Source organism: Sphingopyxis sp. NJF-3 (assembly GCF_053514865.1).
Genome location: NZ_CM130726.1, coordinates 1,319,983 through 1,337,776 on the forward strand (window position 1 = coordinate 1,319,983; position 17,794 = coordinate 1,337,776).

Annotated in this window: 13 protein-coding genes; 3 read left to right on the plus strand and 10 right to left on the minus strand. The window is 68.0% G+C overall.

The window, feature by feature from the left end; translation table 11 throughout:
• Positions 1 to 351 precede the first annotated feature (351 nt).
• The 3 genes from ACOTSS_RS06235 to ACOTSS_RS06245 form a co-directional block, all read right to left on the minus strand.
• Complete coding sequence (locus ACOTSS_RS06235) at positions 352 to 1,566, minus strand: dihydroorotase (protein ID WP_448690643.1); 1,215 nt, start codon at positions 1,564 to 1,566, stop codon at positions 352 to 354.
• A complete protein-coding gene (locus ACOTSS_RS06240; protein WP_448690644.1) occupies positions 1,557 to 2,552 on the minus strand; it encodes an aspartate carbamoyltransferase catalytic subunit in 996 nt (331 codons plus the stop codon). The genes ACOTSS_RS06235 and ACOTSS_RS06240 overlap by 10 nt, the downstream gene beginning before the upstream one ends.
• Positions 2,553 to 3,180: 628 nt before the next feature.
• Positions 3,181 to 3,690, minus strand: coding sequence for a hypothetical protein (locus ACOTSS_RS06245; protein WP_448690645.1), 510 nt, complete (start codon positions 3,688 to 3,690; stop codon positions 3,181 to 3,183).
• Positions 3,691 to 3,914: 224 nt separating this feature from the next.
• Between ACOTSS_RS06245 and ACOTSS_RS06250 the strand changes: the two genes are divergently transcribed.
• Positions 3,915 to 4,253: a UrcA family protein gene (locus ACOTSS_RS06250; RefSeq protein ID WP_448690646.1), complete on the plus strand. Its 339-nt coding sequence runs from the start codon at positions 3,915 to 3,917 to the stop codon at positions 4,251 to 4,253.
• 51 nt (positions 4,254 to 4,304) lie between these two features.
• On the opposite strand, the gene ACOTSS_RS06255 is transcribed toward ACOTSS_RS06250, so the two are convergent.
• From ACOTSS_RS06255 to ACOTSS_RS06270, 4 genes are all read right to left on the minus strand, one after another.
• A complete protein-coding gene (locus tag ACOTSS_RS06255) occupies positions 4,305 to 5,036 on the minus strand; it encodes a LytR/AlgR family response regulator transcription factor (protein ID WP_095383968.1) in 732 nt (243 codons plus the stop codon).
• 2 nt (positions 5,037 to 5,038) lie between these two features.
• A complete protein-coding gene (locus ACOTSS_RS06260; protein ID WP_448690647.1) occupies positions 5,039 to 6,214 on the minus strand; it encodes a sensor histidine kinase in 1,176 nt (391 codons plus the stop codon).
• Between the two features lie 87 nt (positions 6,215 to 6,301).
• Positions 6,302 to 7,762 (minus strand): MATE family efflux transporter, encoded by a 1,461-nt coding sequence (locus tag ACOTSS_RS06265; RefSeq protein ID WP_448690648.1) that lies wholly within the window; start codon positions 7,760 to 7,762, stop codon positions 6,302 to 6,304.
• Positions 7,759 to 10,548, minus strand: a complete 2,790-nt coding sequence (locus tag ACOTSS_RS06270) for a valine--tRNA ligase (RefSeq protein ID WP_448690649.1) — start codon at positions 10,546 to 10,548, stop codon at positions 7,759 to 7,761. The genes ACOTSS_RS06265 and ACOTSS_RS06270 overlap by 4 nt, the downstream gene beginning before the upstream one ends.
• Before the next feature lie 96 nt (positions 10,549 to 10,644).
• Here ACOTSS_RS06270 and ACOTSS_RS06275 point away from each other — a divergent pair, with 96 nt between their 5' ends.
• Positions 10,645 to 11,883: a hypothetical protein gene (locus ACOTSS_RS06275; RefSeq protein ID WP_448690650.1), complete on the plus strand. Its 1,239-nt coding sequence runs from the start codon at positions 10,645 to 10,647 to the stop codon at positions 11,881 to 11,883.
• Positions 11,884 to 11,891: 8 nt separating this feature from the next.
• Here the strand turns inward: ACOTSS_RS06275 and ACOTSS_RS06280 are convergent, their stop codons facing one another.
• The 3 genes from ACOTSS_RS06280 to ypfJ all read right to left on the minus strand — a co-directional run bounded on the left by ACOTSS_RS06280 (position 11,892) and on the right by ypfJ (position 16,469).
• A complete protein-coding gene (locus tag ACOTSS_RS06280) occupies positions 11,892 to 13,967 on the minus strand; it encodes a prolyl oligopeptidase family serine peptidase (protein WP_448690651.1) in 2,076 nt (691 codons plus the stop codon).
• 340 nt (positions 13,968 to 14,307) lie between these two features.
• A complete protein-coding gene (locus ACOTSS_RS06285; RefSeq protein ID WP_448690652.1) occupies positions 14,308 to 15,591 on the minus strand; it encodes a Xaa-Pro dipeptidase in 1,284 nt (427 codons plus the stop codon).
• On the minus strand, positions 15,564 to 16,469 hold the full coding sequence (gene ypfJ / locus ACOTSS_RS06290) for a KPN_02809 family neutral zinc metallopeptidase (RefSeq protein ID WP_448690653.1): 906 nt from the start codon (positions 16,467 to 16,469) through the stop codon (positions 15,564 to 15,566). Before ypfJ ends, ACOTSS_RS06285 begins: the two co-directional genes overlap by 28 nt.
• A 153-nt stretch (positions 16,470 to 16,622) precedes the next feature.
• Between ypfJ and ACOTSS_RS06295 the strand changes: the two genes are divergently transcribed.
• Entirely contained in the window at positions 16,623 to 17,780 is a 1,158-nt protein-coding gene (locus tag ACOTSS_RS06295; protein ID WP_448690654.1) for a patatin-like phospholipase family protein, read from the plus strand.
• The last annotated feature ends 14 nt before the right edge of the window (positions 17,781 to 17,794 follow it).

The window sequence follows — 17,794 nt, forward strand, 5'->3', positions numbered from 1 at the left end:
GGTCCATCCCCTGAACGCGACCCAAGTGCGGGGAGGCTCACAAGGCCAATTCGTGCTTCTTGAAGCCCGCCGGATTCGTCCGGCGGGCTTCCTTTTCGATGGGCGATACCGATTGCCAACGCAGGCGAGGGCGTCGGCTTTGGGGTGGGGAGGGGGCGGTGCGTCCCGATAAGCCCCTCCCCTTCAGGGGAGGGGTTGGGGTGGGGTCTATCGGCCTTGCGCAAGGCCGATAGACCCCACCCCACTCCGACTAGGCAGCAAGCTGCCAAGTCTGCGTTGCCCCTCCCCTGAAGGGGAGGGGCTTTCTCTGCCTATGTCCGCAACCGGTCGCAATCCGCCCCATCGAGGGAATCAGCGGACGCGCTGGCCGCCCTTCCACATCGCGGTGGCGCGGCCCTGCATGGGCATGCCGTCGAACGGAGTATTGCCCGCCCACGCCGCCATCTTCTTCGCATCGACCTGCCACGGGGTGCCTTCGTCGACCAGGATCAGGTCGGCGTCGAGCCCGGTTTCGAGGCGGCCGGCCTCGAGCCCGAGCAGCTTCGCCGGATTGGCGGCGAGAAGGTCGAAGAGGCGCGCCGGGGTCACATGGCCGTCGCGGACGAGCTGGAGGCCCATCGCGAGCAGGGTTTCGGCGCCCGCCATGCCGGGCTGCGCCTCGGCGAAGGGGAGGCGCTTGTCCTCGGGCCCGCGCGGGTCGTGGCCCGAGGCGAGGACGTCGATCGTGCCGTCGGCTACGCCCGAGAGACAGGCGTGGCGATCGTCCTCCGACCGGAGCGGCGGCGACAGGCGCGCGAAGGTACGGAAATCGCCGATCGCGGTGTCGGAGAGGAAGAGGTGCGCCGGGGTGATGCCGCAGGTGACGGGCAGACCCTTCGCCTTGGCCTCGCGGACGAGATCGAGCCCGCGCGCGGTGGTGACCTGGCGGAAATGGATCGGCGCGCCGGTCTCCTCGACGAGGCAGAGGTCGCGCGCGATCGCCATCGCCTCGGCGATCGCGGGTGCCGAGGCGAGACCGAGGCGCGTCGCCATCTCGCCGTCGGTCGCGACGGCGCCGTGGGTGAGCCCTTCGTCCTCGGCGTGCGCGATGACGGTGAGGCCGAGCGACGCCGCGTAAGCGAGGACGCGGCGCATCACCCCCGAATCGGCGATGCGGGCGCGGCCGGTGGCGACGGCGCGCGCGCCCGCGCCCCTCATCAGGCCGATCTCGGCGAGTTCGCGGCCTTCGAGGCCCTTGGTCGCGGCGGCGAGCGGGTGGACCCAGAGGTCGGGTTTGCCGCCTTTCGCAGCGCGCTCGACGAGCCCTGAATTGTCGAGCGGCCCGCTGTCGGGCATCAGCGCGGCGCGGGTGATGCCGCCGAAGTGGAAGGCGGGCTTGTCGGTCGCGAACACGCCGAGGTCGATGATGCCGGGGGCAAGCCATTGGCCCTTCGCGTCGATGGTCTCGCATCCCTCCGGCGTTTCGGCGGGGTTCAGCGCGGCGATGCGGCCGTGGGCGACGAGCAGGCTGGCGCTCTCGCCGCCGAGCAGGCGCGCGTTTCGGATCAGGAGCGGGTTCAGTTCCATCCCGGCACTCCCCGCTTGCGGCGCGTCAATATGTCGAGGCACGCCATGCGCACCGCGACCCCCATTTCGACCTGCTCGGTGATCGTCGAGCGTGCGGGATCGTCGGCGATGCTGCTGTCGATCTCCACCCCGCGGTTCATCGGGCCGGGGTGCATGACGATGGCATCGGGTTTGGCCTTTTCGAGCCGCTGCGGCGTGAGGCCGTAGAGCGCGTGATATTCGCGCGCCGAGGGAAGATAGGCGCCGTCCATCCGTTCGTTCTGGAGGCGGAGCATCATCACGACGTCGGCGCCCGCGACGCCCTCGTCCATGTCGGTGAAGGTCGCGACGTGCATCCGTTCCATCGCGGGCGGGATCAGGGTCGGCGGCGCGACGACGCGCACCTCGTTGCCGAGCAGGGTCAGCGCGAGGATGTTCGAGCGCGCGACGCGGCTGTGGAGGACGTCGCCGCAGATCGCGATGGTGAGGCCTTCGACCTTGCCGAGGCGGCGGCGGATGGTCAGCGCGTCGAGCAGCGCCTGCGTCGGATGCTCGTGGCGGCCGTCGCCCGCGTTGAGCACGGGGCAATCGACCTTGTCGGCGATGAGCTGCACCGCGCCCGAGGCCGAATGGCGGATGACAATCGCGTCGGCGCGCATCGCGTTCAGCGTCATCGCGGTGTCGATCAGCGTTTCGCCCTTCTTCACGCTCGACTGCGCGGCGTGCATGTTGACGACGTCGGCGCCGAGCCGCTTGCCCGCGATCTCGAACGACAGGAGCGTGCGGGTCGAATTCTCGAAAAAGGCGTTGATGATGGTGAGCCCCGCGAGCGCATCGTCATGCTTGGCCGCGCCCGAGCGGTTGAGGTCGACCCATTGTTCGGCGGCGTCGAGAATGTAGGAAATTTCCCACGGGGTGAGCTGCGCGATGCCGGTCAGGTGGCGATGGCGAAAGGCATCGCCGCCGGGCGGATAGTCGCTGGCGGGTCGGATGGTTGCGTTTGTCATTAAAGGGCAGCGTCTAGGCGGGAGATGCGAAAATCGCAAGCGATGATCCTCCGCGTCCTCCCTCGAATAACGTCGGCGCTTATGCTCGTGGGACAAGGGGCGAAGTGATCCCCGGGCGAAAGCCGGGGTTCATGCCACGCAGGCGCGCGCTATCCGGACCCCGGCTATCGCTTCTTTGTCCGAAAGGGATAACCACCGATCACGTTCGGGGCGACATTCGGCGCCTTATAACGAAGATGGAATTAGCGCGCCGTGGGTTAAATCGGCGTCACCTCAATTCCGTTCGTGTCGAGCGAAGTCGAGACACCCATCGTCGTGACGCAAGGCCGATGGGTGTCTCGAGTAGTGGGCCAGTTTGAATTTCCACCTGTAGATGGTTCGCGCACCTCTCTTATCGCGTCACCCTGAACTTGTTTCAGGGTCCATGGCCTGTCCTCGAATAGTGCGCGGCGGGGCAGGAGAGACCTGGCCATGGATGCTGAAACAAGTTCAGCATGACGAAGGACGAAAAAGTCCGCTCTTTATCCAAGCGGAATTCAAACTGACCCACTACCGTGTCTCGACTTCGCTCGACACGAACGGGACGGTGGGTCAGATTAAAGGCTCGCCGCTCTGATGGGCCCTGACCCTAATTCGCGGTCGGAATCGGAACGGGCGCGGGTGCCGGTGCGTCCGGCACGGCGTCGGCCGGCAGGACCAGCAGCCTGGAATCGCCGACCTCGCGTTCGGTCGCGTCCGCGGATAAAGGCGGCGCGGCGTCGGCGAACGTCCCGCCATAGCGATAACCGTCGTCGTCGGGCGCTGGCGACGCATAGTCGATCGCCGCTGCCTCCGGCGGGTCGAACGCATCGAAATCATCGCTTCGCCCCGCCGCGAAGGCGCGCGTTGCCGGTCTGTATCCGTCCGCGCAGCCCTGGCAGGAAGAGGATGGCAGCCCATCGGCGCCGATGGCATCGGGATTGCTGCTGAGGTCGGCGTAGCTCGCGCTGGCGGGGATCGAGCCGTGCAGGCTCTCCCCCACGACGAACTCGCCCAGAAACATTCCGCCGATCACGCCCGCGCCAGCGAGCAGCAGGCAGGATAATGTGCCTTTGACCAGCGCGTCGGCGCTATGCTTCAGTCCCCCGGGCCGCACCATGCGTCATCAACGCCGCGCGCGCGAAGAGGTTGCACCGGCGTCCGTCGGCCATTGGTCGATGCACGAATGCCCTTCGTCTCCCGATCGAGGGGGCGCCGTGACCGGTCGAACATCGCATGCGCGCGCGGCGCGGTGCGGGCATCAGGACTTTGCGGGATAGGAGGCAGCGGTCTCCCCGGTCCGGGCCCTCTATCCCGCATCCCTTGGTTCGAAAGGACTTTTCGATGGCGAAGCTTCCCCTCTTTCTCCTCGCCGTTCCCTTCATCGCGACCGGCGCGCCCGCGATGGCGGCCGAAGACGGCGCTGGAAGGCAGGTCATGGTTCCCTACGGCGACCTCGACCTCGCCAGCGCCGACGGTCGCAGGAAACTGACCGCGCGTGTCAGACGCGCAACATATGAGGTGTGTGGAGGCCGGTCGACGGTCCGGCTGAACCTCAACGAAGTTCTGGCCTACCGCGAATGCCGCGCCGCGGCGATGCGGAGCGCCGAACCCCAACTCGCCAGCCTTTTTTCGGGCCAGAAGCTGGCGGATGGAGGTCCCTTGCACGTGGCGGCGAATTGACCGACCGTGCCGGAAAGCGGTCATGCCCCGTGCATGACCGCTTTCGCGCCGTCAGGGCTGCATGATCGCCTTCACGTCGTGGAGGTAGGTGCGGCCGATGCGGTGAAGGCCGCCTTCGCCGAGGTCGACGCTCCATGCGCCGTCGCCATGATGCTTCAGCCCGACGATGCCGTCGCGGCGGACCATCTTCGAACGGTGGATGCGCATGAACTGATCGGGGTCCATGCGCGCCTCGAGCGACTTGATCGTCTGGTGGATCAGCCAGCTGCGCGCGCCGACGTGGAGCCGCATATAGTCGCGCTCGGCCTCGATCAGGTCGACCTGGTTCGCGTCGATGCGCAGCATCTCGCCGCGGTTCTGGACCCAGAACTCGCCGATCCACCGGCTTTTGCGCGCGCGGCTGTGATCGGTCGCGCGCCACTCGCGCACCCGCGCCAGCGCGCGGGCGAGGCGGTCGGGCGATACGGGTTTGAGGAGATAGTCGACCGCGGCGACATCGAAGGCGGCGACCGCATAGCGGTCGAAGGCCGTGACGAAGACGACCGCGGGCGGATTGTCGAGCTTGTCGATCGCGGATGCGACCTCGAGCCCGTTGAGGTCGGGCATCGCGATGTCGCAGAGCAGCAGGTCCGGCGCGAGCGCGTCGACCATACGCAGCGCCGAAGCGCCGTCGCTCGCGGTCCCGACCAGCGACACGCCGTCCTGCTGGCCCGCGAGGATCTGGAGTCGCTCGATCGCGAGCGGCTCGTCGTCGACGATCAGGGTGCGGAGCGTCTGCGTCACCCTCAGCAGCCCTCGCGCGACAGCGGCAGCCACAGCGAGACGAAGAAGCCGCCGCTGTCCGACCGGCCCCATTCGCAGCCCGCCGAGGGGCCGTAGCGGGTCAGGAGGCGCTCGCGCACATTGCCGAGCCCGAGCCCAGTGCCGGGCTCGGGCATCGGCACCGAGGCGTCGACGTCATTTTCGACGCGCAGCACGAGCAGCCCATATTCGTGGCTCGCGGTCAGGCGGACGCCGATCTTTCCCTTGCTGGGCGCGACGCCGTATTTGAGCGCATTCTCGATGATCGGTTGCAGGATCAGCACCGGGACGCAGGCGTTTTCCAGATCGGCCGGCACCTCGACCTCGACCTGCAGCCGGTCGGGAAAGCGCGCCTGTTCGATGTCGAGATAGAGCCGCTGGAGCGCGATTTCCTCGTCGAGGCTGACGAACTGTTCGGGGTCGATGGCGAGGCTCGTTCGCAGAAACGCCGACAAATTCATGATCATCGCCTCGGCCTCCGCCTTCGAGCCGCGCATGACGAGGGTCGAGAGCGAGTTGAGCGTGTTGAACAGGAAGTGCGGATTGACCTGGTAGTGGAGCGCGCGAAGCTGCGCATTCTTGGCTTCGAGCCGGTAGTTGTTCGCGCGCCGCTCGACCGCGCGCATCTCGTTCGCATAGCCGAAGGCGACGTAGAGCGCGGCCCAGACCGCGAAGAAGAAATACCAGCGGATCGAACTGTCGAGGATCAGCACCGTTTCCCACGCGACGGGGAATTTCGCCTGCACTTCGGCGATGATCTTGTGCGTGTCGTCGGACGGGAACCAATAGAAGAAGACGAGCAGGTTGACCGTCGCATAGACGATGACGAGCGGGATCGCCGCGCCCATCGCCGCAGCGAGCCGGGCCCCGAAGCTGCGCGGCTGGACGCGCTGGAGCAGCTGGTAAAGCACGAAGGTGCAGAAGATGCCGGCGACGACGACGATCGCGCGGCGGCCGATGAAGGCCCATTGATCGGGCGCGCCCGAGAGCATGGCGAGGCCGGTGGTGATCAGGAAATAGAGCAGCCACATCGCGACGATCGACCCGATCGCAACGCGCGGATTGACGCGCGCGTCGGACGCGCGCCAGTCGGGGGCGGCCGCGAGCAGGCGGGCGCGCTTGTCGCGCTGCATCAACTGGGGATCGGATGCGTTCATCATTCTTCCCCTATCGCACGGCGGCCGCCAAAGACCAGCACCTCGCGCGCCGCCAGTCGAAGCGAAGGGGGAGTTGGTCGAATGCCGCCCTCAGTCGCGAACGCCCGGCTGGTGGAGCGTGCGCCGCCAGTTTCCGCGCTTGTAGACGATCCACGCCATCCCCAGCGACGCGAGCGAGGAGAGCGGGAAGCTCCACCAGATCGCGTCGCCGCCAAGCGCCGGATAGCCGAGCCAGTAGATGCCGAGGCGGATCGGGAACATCGACAGCGCGAGGATGATCAGCGGCGGCACCACCGACCCGTTGGCGCGCAGCGTGCCGATGATGACGATGGTGGTGCCGAAGGGGAGGAAGGTCCAGGTCGCGATGAGCTGCGCATGACGCGCGACCTCGACCGCTTCGCTGCCGCTGCCGAGGAAGAGGCCGAGCGCGGCGCGATCGAAGGCGAGGAGCAGGGCGATCAGCACCCCGGTCATCGCGAGGTTGATCGCGATGCCGCTGCCCGTGATCGACGCGACGCGGTCCCAGCGATGCGCACCGATATTCTGCGCCGCCATCGCGCTGACCGCCGCGCCGACCGCGAGTGCGGGCATCTGGACATAGTTCCAAAGCTGCAACGTCGCACCATAGGCGGCGGCGGTGACGAGCCCCTCGCGGTTGACGAGCCCGACCATGACGAGCCCCGCGCCCGAAATGACCAGCATCTGCGCGCCCATCGGCAGCCCCTTGGCGACAATGAAGCGCAGTTCGGCGATATTGGGGACCAGATAGGACAGCTCGCGGCCGCGCAGGCGCAGCACATGATCCCTGGCATAGAACCAGACGATCATCGCGGCGAGGCTGATCGTCCCCGCGATCGCGGTGGCGAGCGCGCTGCCGGTGATGCCGAGGCGCGGGAAGGGGCCGAGGCCGAGGATCAGCACCGGGTTGAGGACAATGTCGAGCACCACAGACAGGATCATGAAGCGCAGCGGCGTCACCGCGTCGCCGGCTCCGCGCGAAGCCATCATCAGCGTGACCATCAACATGCTCGCGGGGATCGCGATGAAGGTGACGCGGAGATAATCATGCGCGAGCGCGAAGGCTTCGGGCGGGGTTTCGAGCAGGCGCAGGATCGCATCGGACGCGAACCAGCCGACGATCGCAATGACGAGCGCGAAGATCAGCGCGAGCCCGATCGCGCCGCCGCCCGCGCGCCGCGCGGCGTCGATGTCGCCGCGGCCGATCGACTGGCCGATCAGCACCGTCGCGGCCATGCCGAAGCCGAAGAAGGTCGCGAACATCAGGAACATGATGATGTTCGCGTTGGCGGTCGCGGCGAGCGCGCTTTCGCCGAGGAATTGTCCGACCCAGATCGAGTTCACCGAACTCGACAGCGTCTGGAGGATGTTCGAGGCGAGCGTCGGAAGCGCGAAGAGGATCAGCGTTCTGGTGATCGGTCCGTTCGTCAGGTCCATCCGCCCGCCGCCGCGCGCCGTCTGGCGCGGCGGCACCGGCCCGGCGGCGGGGTCGGCCGCGGCGGCGACAGGAACGACGGGCGTGTCTTCGCTCACCCCAGCCGCGCCAGCGCGGCGGTCAGGCGGTCGGCTTCGGCCGCCTTGGCGGCATGGTCGGCACGCGCCTTTTCGACCGCTTCGGGCTTGGCGCGTTCGACGAAGCTCGGATTGGCGAGGCGGCCGGCTAGACCGTCGCGCTCCTTCGCGGCCGCGGCGAGCGCCTTGGTCAGGCGGTCGCGTTCGGCGGCGATGTCGATCACGCCTTCGAGCGGGACTATGATCGTCTCACCCTCCACGACGAGCTGCGCGGAAGCGCCCGCGGGCGCGGGGTCGAAGCGGATCGCCTCAAGGCGCGCGAGGCGGTCGAGCTGCGCCGCGAGCTTGTCGGTGCGGCCCTTCAGCGACGCCGGGAAATGCGCGGTCAGACGCGCGCCCGGCGGCAGGCCGAGCTCGGCCTTCGCACCGCGCAGTTCGCCGACCAGCCTGATCAGCCAGTCGATGTCGGCGCTCGCCTCCGCGTCGCGCTCCGCCTTGGGCTCGGGCCATTTGGCGGTGATCAGCGGATAGGCCTCGCGGTCGCCGAGGCCGGTCCACAGCTCTTCGGTGATGAAGGGCATGAAGGGGTGGAGCATGACGAGGATCTGGTCGAGCACCCAGCCCGCGACGGCGCGAGTTTCGGCCGCCTCGTCCCCCTCCCGCCTGCGGGAGGGGCTAGGGGAGGGCATGTCATCCACCGTCCCTTCGCTTGAAACAGACCCTCCCCCGACCCCTCCCGCAAGCGGGAGGGGAGAAAGGACCGGCTTGACCAGCTCCAGATACCAGTCACAGAAGCGGTCCCAGGCAAAGCTGTAGATCGCATTCGCCGCATCGTCGAAGCGGTAGGCGGCGAAGGCCCGCTCCATCTCCGCGACGGTCGCGGCGACCTCGCCGATGATCCAGCGGTTGACCGGCAGGCTCGCCGCGGGCGCTTCGAGGCTGGTCGAGGCCGAAATGCCGTTGGCTTCGCAGAAGCGCGCGGCGTTCCAGAGCTTGGTCGCGAAGTTGCGATAGCCCGCGAGGCGCGCGTCATCCATCTTGATGTCGCGGCCCTGGCTTTCCATCGCCGCCATGAAGAAGCGCAGCGCATCGGCGCCATATTGGTCGATCAGGCCGAGCGGGTCGACGACATTGCCCTTCGACTTCGACATCTTCGCGCCGTCGGGCGCGCGGACGAGGCCGTGGAGATAGAGCGTCTTCCACGGCACCTCGTTCAGGAAGTGCATCCCCTGCATCGCCATGCGTGCATCCCAGAAGAAGAGGATGTCGAAGCCCGAAACGAGCACGTCATTCGGGTAATGGCGGCGGAGCATCTCGGTATCGTCGGGCCAGCCGAGCGTCGCGAAGGGCCAGAGGGCGGACGAGAACCAGGTGTCGAGAACGTCGGGATCGCGCTCCAGCTTCACGCCCGGACCGGCCTGTGCCTGGGCTTCCTCTTCGGTTTCAGCGACGAAGATATTGCCGTCGCCATCGAACCAAGCCGGAATCCGATGCCCCCACCACAGCTGGCGCGAGACGCACCAGGGCTGGATATTCTCCATCCAGTTGAAGAAGGTCTTTTCCCACGTCTTGGGGACAATGTTGATGCGGCCGTCGCGCACCGCCGCCATCGGCGGCTGCGCCAGCATTTCGGCGTCGACATACCATTGGTCGGTCAGCCAGGGCTCGATCACCACGCCGCCGCGGTCGCCGAAGGGGGTCTGGATCGTGCGCGGTTCGGCGTCATGCTCGCCGCCGTCTTTGTCGATATGCGGGATCAGGAAGCCGGCTTCCTTCATCCGCCGCACGACCAGCTCGCGCGCGCCGTCCGTGCCGTCGCGCTTGAAGCGATGGAGGCCGAGATATTCGGTCGGGATCAGCCCGTCGGCGGTCTGGACGACATTGGCGTCGCCGTCGAACATGTTGAGCATCTCGCCGGGCTTGAAGCCAGCGCGCTTGCCGACCTCGAAGTCGTTGAAATCATGCCCCGGCGTGATCTTGACCGCGCCCGAACCCAGTTCGGGGTCGGCATGTTCGTCGGCGACCACCTTGAAGCGGCGGCCGGTGATCGGCTGGAGGATGTCCTTGCCGATCACGCTCCTGTAGCGCGCATCGTCGGGGTGCACCGCGACCGCCATGTCGGCGAGCATCGTTTCGGGGCGCGTCGTCGCGACGACGATATGGTCGCGCCCGTCATCGAGGGTCACGCCGTCGGCGAGCGGATATTTGAAGTGCCAGAAGCCGCCCTGCACCTCGTGCGTCTCGACCTCGAGGTCGCTGATCGCGGTCCTGAGCTTCGGGTCCCAGTTCACGAGGCGCTTGTCGCGATAGATCAGCCCCTGGCTGTGCAGGTCGACGAACACCTTGGCGACGGCGCGGTTGAGCCCGTCGTCCATGGTGAAGCGCTCGTTCGCCCAGTCCATCGAGCAGCCGAGGCGGCGAAGCTGGCCGGTGATCTTGCCGCCGCTTTCCGCCTTCCACTGCCACACCTTCTCGACGAATTCGTCGCGGGTGTAGTTGGTGCGCTTGTCCTGCCGTTCCTCGAGCTGGCGCTCGACGACCATCTGGGTCGCGATGCCGGCATGGTCCATGCCGACCACCCACAGCGCATCCTTGCCGCGCAGCCGCTCGTAGCGGACGAGCACGTCCTGCAGCGTATTGTCGAGCGCATGGCCGATATGCAGCGCGCCGGTGACGTTCGGCGGCGGATTGACGATCGTGAACGGCGTCGCGTCGGGACGCGCGGGGCGAAACAGCCCGCGGCTTTCCCATAAATGGGCCCATTTCGCCTCGATAGCGGCGGGATCGAACGTTTTTTCCATCGGCATAACCGGGGCGCTTTGCCAGCGGGGAAAGGGGGCGGCAAGCCCTTATGCGCTCCTTGCGGCGCTTGCCTTGCGCGCCGCGCTGTGCAGGGTGGGCCCATGACGAAGGGGTTGGGGATAGGGGTGCTGGCGCTTGCCTTGCTGGCGGGCGGCGCGGCGGCGCAAACCGCGGAGCCGGGCGGCGCGCGAATCGAGGCATCGGCGGACGGCGCGACGCTCTATTTCGCGGGCGAGATCGACCTTGCCGGCTATAGCGCGTTCCACGCGCTGGCGAAGGCGCAGCGCGGCGCGAAGCGGCTGGTCATTTCCTCGCCCGGCGGTGAGGTGATGGCCGCCAGACTGATGGCCTCGATCGTCAACCGCCAGCACCTTGCCGTGCATGTCGAGCATCTGTGCGCGTCGGCCTGCACGATCGTGCTGATGGCCGGCGCCGACCGGTCGATGGGATCCGCCGCCCGGATCGGCTTTCACCAGAGCTATGTCGCCGCACTGCAGCCCCCGCCGGCGGACGAAGCCGCGGATTCGAAGATTTCGGGCAATCCCGGACGCGCGCAGCCCGATGCGGACGCGCCCGGCCTTTTCGGCGATGCCATGATGCGCCGGATCATGGCCGATGCGGGGGTCGACACGGCCTTTATCGACCACGCGCTCGCGACGCCCTCCGACGACATGTGGTATCCCGCCGCCGACGAGCTGCTGGCGGCGAAGGTGATCACGCGCCGCGAGGCCGCGGGTCTCGCCGCGGGCCCGTCCTGGGCGGTCGGCCGGACCAAGGCGGCCGCCGCGCTGACGGGGTCGCTGTGGGACGCCCTGCGACAGCATCGTCCGCAGCAATGGGACGAGGCGGCCGACGATATGTGGCGCCAGCGGAACAGCGGGCGGACGACCGGCGATGCGCTGGCGATGGTGCGCGATACGTGGGTGAACCGGCTGATGCACGAGGCGGCGCGGGCGCCCGATGCGATCGTCTTGAGCCTGCTCGATGTCGAGGCTCGGCGGTCGCGGCAGGCACGCGCGAACGGCTACCGGTCGTGCAGGACGAACTATGCGCCGTCGCCCGCCGAAGCGGCCGCCGACGCCGCGGTCAACGCGAGCGAGGATGCGGTGCTCGCCGAGCTGCTCGCGCTGACCCGGTGGAAGAGACCGATGTCCGAGGACAAGGCGGCCGACCTGATCGCCACATATCTCTTCGACTATGGCACGGGCGGGCAATCGCCGTTCGTGCGGTCGACCGAGGAACGCGACTGCCGCGAAGGGACGCGCATCCTCGAACGGATCGCGGCGCAGCCGGAAAAGCAGCGCCTTCGGCTCTTCCGGGCGCTGCTCACCTTCTACTAGCGGGCGCCTTATTTCTTCAAATAGCTTCCCAGCCAGTCGAATACCGTGCGGTGCCACTGGACACTGTTCGCGCCCTTCAGCACCCAGTGATTCTCGTCGGGGAAGACCAGAAGCTCGGACGGCACGCCGCGGCGCTGGAGCGCGGTGAAGGCGGCGATGCCCTGCGTATAGGGTATGCGGAAATCCTTCTCGCTGGTGATGACCAGCATCGGCGTCTTCCACTGGGCGACATGGTTCACCGGGTTCCATTTCTCAAACTCTTCGGGAACCTCGAAATAGGCGCCGCCATGCTCCCATTCGTCGAACCACAGCTCTTCGGTTTCATAGGCCATCGCGCGCGCGTCGAAGACGCCGTCGTGCTGGACGAGGCATTTGAAGCCGTCGGTCCACTGGCCCGCGATCCAGTTCATCATATAGCCGCCATAGGAGGCGCCGAGCGCGCAGGCGTTGGCGACGTCGAGCCGCGCGTCCTGCCGGCCCGCGGCGGCGAGGCCGAGCTTCAGGTCCTCGAGCGGCTTGCCGCCCCAATCCTTGTTGATGCTGTCGGTGAAGGCTTGGCCGTAGCCGGTCGAGCCGTGGAAATCGACGGTCACGACGCCATAGCCCTGCTCGGCGAAAAGGCGCGGGTTCCAGCGCGTCGACCAGCTGTTGCCGAAGCTCGACTGCGGGCCGCCGTGGACGATGAAGGCGACCGGCAGCTTCGCGGCGGCGTTCGCGGGCTTCAGGATCATGCCCCACACCTTGTCGCCGTTCGCGCCGGCGAACTGCATCCGATCGAGCTGGACCGGGTCGAAGGCGGCGAGACGGTCGGCGTTGACTGCGGTGACCTGCGCGACCTTGCCCTTCGCGTCGCGGATATAGATGTCGGTGGGCAGGAGTGCGCTGTTGCGCGAATAGAGGAGGCCGCCGCCCGCGAGCGGGGTCACGTCGCCGATATTGCCGTCGAATTCCTCGGTCGATGCCTTCAGCCGTTCGACCTTGCCGCTGGCGGCGTCGACGCGGAAAACGGGATGGTCGAGCACGTCCTGCGCGGTGACGTAAAGCGACTTGCCGTCGGGCGCCCAGGCGATCGAGGCGACCGAGCGATCCCAGGCGTCGGTGAGCTTGCGCGTCTCGCCGCTCGCAAGGTCGCGCAGCATCAGCACCTGCCGGTCGGCCTCATAGCCCGGCCGCGCCATCGCGGCATAGGCGAGCCATTTGCCGTCGGGCGATGGGGCGGGAAGCGTGTCGGTCGCCCGATTGGTTTCGGTCAGGTTGACCGGCGCGATGCGCGCGTCGACCTTCGCCTGATAGATGTCGAGATTGGTCGAGCGCGGTTCGTCGCGGTCGGCCCTGCGCAGCGTGAAAAAGACGGTGCGGCTGTCGGCGCCCCACGCGAGTTCCTCACCGCCGCCGAAAGGCTTGGAAGGCGTGTCGCCGATCAGGCCGCCGTCGAGCGCGCGGCCCGCCGTCGCCTTGCCGTCGACGAGGTCGAAGACGAAGGGGCGGCTGTAGGTGCCCGGCGTCTCCCACTGGTCCCAGTGGCGCACGAAGCCCGCGCCGTCCTTGTAGAGGCGGCCGCTGCCGGGGCCGACGAGCGCGCCCTTGTCCTTCGCTTCGCAGCCGAAGCTCGCGCATTCCTTGGCTATATCGCCCCAGGCGAGCAGGCGCTTGCCGTCGGGCGACAGCTTGAACCCCGCGACATCGGCCTTTTCGTTCGTCACCTGAACCGCCGGTGTGGCCATCGCGCGCGTGTCGACGCGCCAGACCTGGTCGCTGCCCGACGCGTCGGAAACGAAGAAGAGCGTGCCGTCCGGGTGGAACGCCGGGGAAGTCTCGTTCTTGCCCGCGACGTCGGCGACCCGCACCGGCTTCGCATCCTTCGCCTTGCGATCGACGAGCCACAGGCCGGTCGAGCGCTTATAGGTGCCGTCCTCGGTCTCGGTCATCTGGAACACGACCCAGCGCCCGTCGGGCGACGCGGTCGGCGCCGCGACGCGCTTCAACGTCGCGAGATCGACCTCGGTCATCGGCCGGGCGAGGGCAGGGGCGGCGGACAGGGCGGCGGCGAGCGCGATGGCGCTGGGGATGAGATGGTTTCGCATGAAAGCGGTTTAGCGGCGCGGCGGGAGGGTTCAACCCCGTTGATGGGGAGATCGCTGAAGGGTGGCTTTGGGGTGGGAAGTGGACGTCGCTTTATTTCCCTCGTCATCCCGGACTTGATCCGGGATCCCGCTTTTTGATGCATCGACTGGCTTCGATATCAAGCGAGACCCCGGATCAAGTCCGGGATGACGAGGGAAAAGAGGGCGCGCCAGGTGACAGCACCTGGTGAACCCCGCCGAAAGCCGGGCTCCAGGGCGGTAGAAAGCCGGCGCCGCGTGATTACGCTCTGGACCCCGGCTTTCGTCGGGGAGCACGTCGGATAGGAACGCGACCAGCCGGCTAACGGACGATCGCGCCGCCCTTCATCACATGGTCGATCTTTTCCAGCACCGTGATGTCGGTGAGCGGGTCGGCCTTGACCGCGACCATATCCGCATAGCGACCGGGCACGATCGCGCCCACGTCCTCTCGGCCCATTTCCTCGGCGGCGCGGCCGGTGGCGGCCTCGATCGCTTGCATCGGGGTCATGCCATATTTGACCATGTTGGCGAACTGCCGCGCGTTGAGCCCGTGCGGATAGACGCCGGCGTCGGTGCCGTAGCCGATCTTGACGCCCAGTTCGACCGCGCGTTTGAACGCGGCGCGCTGGGTGTCGGTGGTCTCGCGATTCTTGCGCAGATACTCCTCGGGCCAGCCCTCGCGCGTGCCTTCCTCGTCGATATAGGTGCCGTTGTAGATGTCCATGACGAGCCAGGTGCCGTGCGCCTTCGCCATTTGCAGCGCCTCCTCGTCGGCGAGGCTCGCATGTTCGATGCTGTCGACTCCGGCGCGGATGGCATTCTTGATCCCCTCGGCGCCGTGCGCGTGCGCGGTGACGCGCTTGCCGCGGGCGTGCGCGACCTTCACCACCGCGCGGAGCTGATCCTCGGTCAGTTCGGGCGCGCCGGGCTCGGTGCCGATCGCGAGCACCGCGCCGGTCGCGATCGTCTTGATGAAGTCGGCGCCGTGATCGAGCAGGAAGGTGGTTTTCGCGGCCCCCTCCTCGGGCGTCGCCGCGACGCCGAGCCGCATGTCGGGCGGCAATTGATCATTGGGAACGACCCCGTTGAGTTCGCCGCCGCCGCCGGGGACGGTGATATAGGCGCCCGCGACCCACATGCGCGGTCCGGGCACGTCGCCGCGTTCGATCGCGTTGCGCAGCGCGACGTCGGTGAGGCCGCGATAGCAGCCGACGTCGCGCACGCTGGTGAAGCCCGCGTCGAGCGTCACACGTGCGTTGCGCGCGCCGACGAGCGCGGTCTCGGCGGGCGAGGCCTTGATCGGCGCGGCGAGATCGGCGCTCTGGCCGAGGTCGGCGAGATGGGTGTGGAGGTCGATCAGGCCGGGCAGCACGGTATAGCCCGACCAGTCGATCCGCGTCGCGCCCTCGGGCGTCTCGCCGCACGGCCCGACCGCCGCGATGCGCTCGTCCGCGATCGTGACGCACTGGCCGGTGCGAACCTCGCCCGACACGCCGTCGATCAGGCGCCCCGCCTCGACATAGAGCGTCGCCGCCGCGGTGGGCGTCGCGGCGAGGGCCGCCGCCAGCGCGGCGGTCAGATGGACGCGCTGAAGGTGTCGCACTGGCGCGGGTCCCCCGTTTGCAGGCCACGGCGCAGCCAGGTCATGCGCTGTGCGCTGGTGCCGTGGGTAAAGCTTTCGGGCACCGGCCGCTGGCCCGCCGAGCGCATCAGCGTGTCGTCGCCGATCGCGTTGGCGGCGGTCATCGCTTCCTCCATGTCGCCGGGTTCCATGACCGGCTGGCCATCGCGCGTCTTAGCGAGCGCCGCCCAGACGCCGGCATAGCAATCGGCCTGCAGCTCCATGCGGACCTGCAGCGCGTTGCCCTCGGCCTGCGAGGCGCGCTGCTGCTGCTGGCGGACCTGATCCGAAATGCCGGTGATCGTCTGGATATGGTGCCCGACCTCGTGCGCGACGACATAGGCCTGCGCGGCGTCGCCGGCGGCGCCGAAGCGCTGCGCGAGTTCGTTGAAGAAGGCGGTGTCGAGATAGACGCCCTGGTCGGCGGGGCAATAGAAGGGACCCATCGCGGCCTGCGCGGCGCCGCAGCCCGACTGGTTCTGGTCGGTGAAGAAGTTGAGCGACGGCTTGCGGTAACCGTTGATGACCTGACTCCACACCTGATGCGTCGAGCCGAAGACGTTGCAGGCGAATTTCTCCGCGGCGGTATCGCAGGCGATGTTGCCGCCGCCGCGGCTGTCGGCCATCGGGTCGGCGGTGCCGCCGCCCGTGCTCAGCATGTTCGCGCCAGGGCCGAGAAAGACGAAGGCGAGGACGCCGAGGAGGATGATCGTTCCGCAGCCCATCTTGCGGCCGAGCAGCATCGGCAGCAGGCCGAAGAGCAGGCCGCCCATGCCGCCGCCTCCACCCCCGCCGAACCCGCCGCCGCCGCGGCCGAGATCGCGGATGTCGTCGCCGGGATCATAATCGTCGAGGCGCATGGGAATTCTCCAGCCGGTTGCCGTATCTTGCGCTTGTTGTGGCAGCAGCGTGGGCGGTTGGGAAGAGGCTTCGAGGGCGGGCTTGCAAAGCCGGCGCGCGGGGTCCACCTAGCGGGCCTTCGCAGAGCCCAGCCAAAGGATCGCCCGAGTCCCATGCCGCGCCGCGCCGCTCCCGCCGCCCTGCCGCTGCCCGATCTCGTCGTGCTGGTGTTGCAGGGCGGCGGCGCGCTCGGCGCCTATCAGGCGGGGGTCTATGAGGCGCTGATCGACCTCGGCATCGAGCTCGACTGGGTCGCGGGCATCTCGATCGGCGCGGTCAACGCCGCGATCATCGCCGGCAATCCGCGCGACGAAGCGGTAGGGAAGCTCCGGCAGTTCTGGGACGGCGTCTCTTCGGCGCTGCCGTCGCTGCCGATGGTCGACAACGACCTGATCCGCGAATGGACGCATGTCGCGGCGGCGGGGCAGGTCGCGACCTTCGGCGTGCCGGGATTCTTCACCCCGCGCTGGCCGCCGCCGATGCTCGCCGAACCGCAGACCCCCGCCGCGGTCAGCCTCTACGACACGGCGCCGCTGGTCGAGACGCTCGACCGGCTCGTCGACTGGGACCGGGTCAATACCGGCAAGGTGCGGCTGTCGGTCGGAGCGGTCGCGGTCGAGACCGGCAATTTCCGCTATTTCGACACGAAATGCGATCGCATCGACGCGCGCCATATCCTCGCGTCGGGCGCGCTGCCGCCCGGCCTGCCGCCGGTCGAGATCGACGGCGTCTGGTATTGGGACGGCGGGCTCGTGTCGAACACCCCGCTCGAATATGTCGTCCAGTCGGCGCGCGAGGATATGCTTGCGTTCCAGGTCGACCTGTTCCCCGCGCGCGGCGATCGGCCGCACGATCTGGAAGAAGCCTGGTCGCGCGAAAAGGACATCCGCTTTTCGAGCCGCACCCGGCGCATTTCGGACGGGCTCGTGCGCCGCCGCAAGGAACATCGGCTGATCGACCGGATGCTGAAGAAACTGCCCGACGAATTGCGCGACTTGCCCGAGGTCAAGGCGGTCGAGCGCATGGTCGAGCGTAAGGCGCTCAACGTCGTGCAACTGGTGCACCAGCCGCCCGCGTGGCAGACCGGCGCGCGCGATTTCGAATTTTCGCGCGCGACGATGGAGGCCAATTGGGCGCAGGGCCGCGCCGCGGTCGAGGCCGCGATGAAGGACGGCCATCTGCTCGCCGACAGCATCGCCGAGGGGCGTTCGGAAAGCTTCGCCGTCCAGCCCGGCGGGCTGCAGCCCAAGGCCGTTCCCGACACTCCGTAAATCTCCCCTTCCGA

Excerpts from the sequence above, each read along its gene's own strand:
- ACOTSS_RS06235 (WP_448690643.1), bottom strand. The coding sequence starts at position 1,566 with ATGGAACTGAACCCGCTCCTGATCCGAAACGCGCGCCTGCTCGGCGGC.
- ACOTSS_RS06240 (WP_448690644.1), bottom strand. The coding sequence starts at position 2,552 with ATGACAAACGCAACCATCCGACCCGCCAGCGACTATCCGCCCGGCGGC.
- ACOTSS_RS06245 (WP_448690645.1), bottom strand. The coding sequence starts at position 3,690 with ATGGTGCGGCCCGGGGGACTGAAGCATAGCGCCGACGCGCTGGTCAAA.
- ACOTSS_RS06250 (WP_448690646.1), top strand. The coding sequence starts at position 3,915 with ATGGCGAAGCTTCCCCTCTTTCTCCTCGCCGTTCCCTTCATCGCGACC.
- ACOTSS_RS06260 (WP_448690647.1), bottom strand. The coding sequence starts at position 6,214 with ATGATGAACGCATCCGATCCCCAGTTGATGCAGCGCGACAAGCGCGCC.
- ACOTSS_RS06270 (WP_448690649.1), bottom strand. The coding sequence starts at position 10,548 with ATGCCGATGGAAAAAACGTTCGATCCCGCCGCTATCGAGGCGAAATGG.
- ACOTSS_RS06275 (WP_448690650.1), top strand. The coding sequence starts at position 10,645 with ATGACGAAGGGGTTGGGGATAGGGGTGCTGGCGCTTGCCTTGCTGGCG.
- ACOTSS_RS06280 (WP_448690651.1), bottom strand. The coding sequence starts at position 13,967 with ATGCGAAACCATCTCATCCCCAGCGCCATCGCGCTCGCCGCCGCCCTG.
- ypfJ (WP_448690653.1), bottom strand. The coding sequence starts at position 16,469 with ATGCGCCTCGACGATTATGATCCCGGCGACGACATCCGCGATCTCGGC.
- ACOTSS_RS06295 (WP_448690654.1), top strand. The coding sequence starts at position 16,623 with ATGCCGCGCCGCGCCGCTCCCGCCGCCCTGCCGCTGCCCGATCTCGTC.